This is a genomic window from Bradyrhizobium sp. CSS354 (genome assembly GCF_029051725.1).
Lineage (GTDB): Bacteria > Pseudomonadota > Alphaproteobacteria > Rhizobiales > Xanthobacteraceae > Bradyrhizobium.
Genome location: NZ_JAACFU010000062.1, coordinates 1 through 2255 on the forward strand (window position 1 = coordinate 1; position 2255 = coordinate 2255).

Genomic DNA, 2255 nt, shown 5'->3' on the forward strand with positions numbered 1-2255 from the left:
GACGTAGCGATGTCTGCAATCGTCATCTCGGTCACGAAAAAAATCGCTTGTCCATCTCATCCGTGGAGTGCAGCTTGGTCCGATGCTGCGGCGGGAACGACATGTAGGCGAGCACGTCGGTCTCGGCCTCGTCGAGGAAGCCGGCCAACTTCGGCAGCTTGGGGCGGAGCTGATCGGCGATCTTGCGCCATTGCGCAGTTGCGGCCTCGGCATCGTCCTGGGCAAAGGCGGTGGCGATGAAGGCGGAGACGACGCGCCGGCCGCTCTTGCCGGCATGCGCCAGAGCGTTGCGCATGAAGTGGACGCGGGGGCCGTTGAAGAACCACTTAGAGCCAAACGCCGATAGCGGCCGGGGATCAGGCGGCGGCGAGATGGCGATGATCGTCGGGCAATACGAAAGAGGCGACGACAATGTGAGAAAGCGCAAAAGAGCGAACGCCAACCTCTTCAGGTTGACGGCCGCGGCGGTCAGGAACGCCTGGATCCGCATGTTCTGAAGACCGCGTCGGATTGCGCGCGCGAGTTCATGCCAAGTCTTTGCCTCGCCGTGGTATCCTTCAGAGCGCCAACGATGTCGCCGGTAGAGTTGCCTGTCCTCGGCCGACCAGTTCTCCCGTCGCCGACGCGCTCGCAGAAGCGCAGGATGATGGTCGCTCACCACGACAGCCTTGTTCCTCCGACCGGCAGACAGGCACAGGTTCGCCATCGAGCAACGGCTGCAGTCCTTGGCTTTCGAACAGAAGAAGCGCCCGTGCTTGGTCAAACGCTGCGGCCGCAGGACCTTGCCTCTGGGGCACTTCAGGATGTCGTTCTGGGCGTCGTACCGGAAGCGACGGAGTGGGACCGGCGAGCGGATTGGCTCGGCCTTGGCAGGGATCACGGCATGGATGTTCCGCTCTTCCATGGCGCCATAGACCTTTGCCGTAGGCGTAGCCCGCGTCGGCGGTGACCGTGGTCACCGCTCTGCCGGTCCTCTCAGCCGTCCGGTCCACCTGCTCGACGATGTGCTGGCCCTCGTTCAACTCCCCAGTGGTGACCTCCACATCGAGGATGACGCCGCGCCTGTCGTCCACGGCGGCGTGCTGCTTATAAGCCGGCTCGAGCCGGCGATTACGGCCGTTCGGCGCCATCGTAGCCTCGGGATCGGTGGTGCGGACCTTCTTGAATTTACCTGAGGCTTGAACGGTTCGTTCGAAGATGAGGCGGAAACGATCAGCGCCCCAACGCTGGCATATGCGGGTTAGGGAAGAATGGTCAGACAGAACCTCGTGAAGGTCGTAGCCGATGAACCACCGGATCGCGATATTGACCTGGGCCTCCCGCAAGAGGCGCCGATCGTGAACGACGCCCAGGAGAAACCCAGCCAGCATCAGCCGAAGCGCAGCTCCGGATCAATCCCCGGCCGGCCGTTGTCGTTGCAGTAGAGGCCCGCCACTTCGCCCCGAAGCCAGGAGAGATCCAGCACCCGATCGACCTTGGCGAGGATGTGATCGTCGGGGACAAGCTGGCGTAGCGAGCCGGTGATGAACAGTTCGAGCTGCCCGCGTTCCTTGCATCCCAGCATCGCCGTCGATCCTCGCGACTCACCTTCACATGGAGTGAATCAGCGCTGTCGCGGTTCTTCAACACCCCCACGCGGCAGCGCTGCCAGCTGGCGTTGAGCACCTTGGCGACGGTGGCCTTGATGCCCTCGTGGGCGTCGGACACCACCAGCTTGACGCCGCGCAGGCCGCGGCGGGCGAGCTTGCGCCGGAACGCGGTCCAGAACGTCTCGGCTTCGGAGGGACCGATGTCCATGCCCAGTACCTCGCGTCGGCCGTCCCTGTTGACGCCGACCGCGACGATCACCGCGACAGATACGATGCGGCCATTCTGGCGCACCTTCACGTAGGTGGCGTCGATCCACAGATACGGCCAGTCGCCCTCGATCGGACGGGCGAGGAAGGCCTTCACCTTGTCGTCGATCTCGCCGCACAGCCGGCTGACCGGGCTCTTGGAGATGCCGGTCATGCCCATGGCCTGGACCAGGTCGTCCACCGAGCGGGTCGAGACGCCCTGCACATAGGCTTCCTGGACCACGGCGGTGAGCGCCTTCTCGGCCATGCGGCGCGGCTCCAGGAACCCTGGGAAGTAGGAGCCCTTGCGCAGCTTGGGGATGCGCAGCTCGACCGCGCCGGCCCGGGTCTCCCAGATCCGGTCGCGGTAGCCGTTGCGCTGGGCCAGGCGTTCGGGGGGTCTTCTCGCCATAGGCCGCC

At 64.7% G+C, this 2255-nt stretch carries 3 pseudogenes; all 3 read right to left on the reverse strand.

The window, feature by feature from the left end:
* Window positions 1-49 precede the first annotated feature (49 nt).
* Window positions 50-395, reverse strand: a pseudogene (locus GWG67_RS38590) (transposase); the annotation flags it as partial.
* 32 nt (window positions 396-427) lie between these two features.
* Window positions 428-1564 (reverse strand): annotated as a pseudogene (locus tag GWG67_RS38595) (transposase); the annotation flags it as partial.
* A 68-nt stretch (window positions 1565-1632) separates the two neighbouring features.
* Window positions 1633-2255, reverse strand: a pseudogene (locus tag GWG67_RS38600) (IS256 family transposase); the annotation flags it as partial.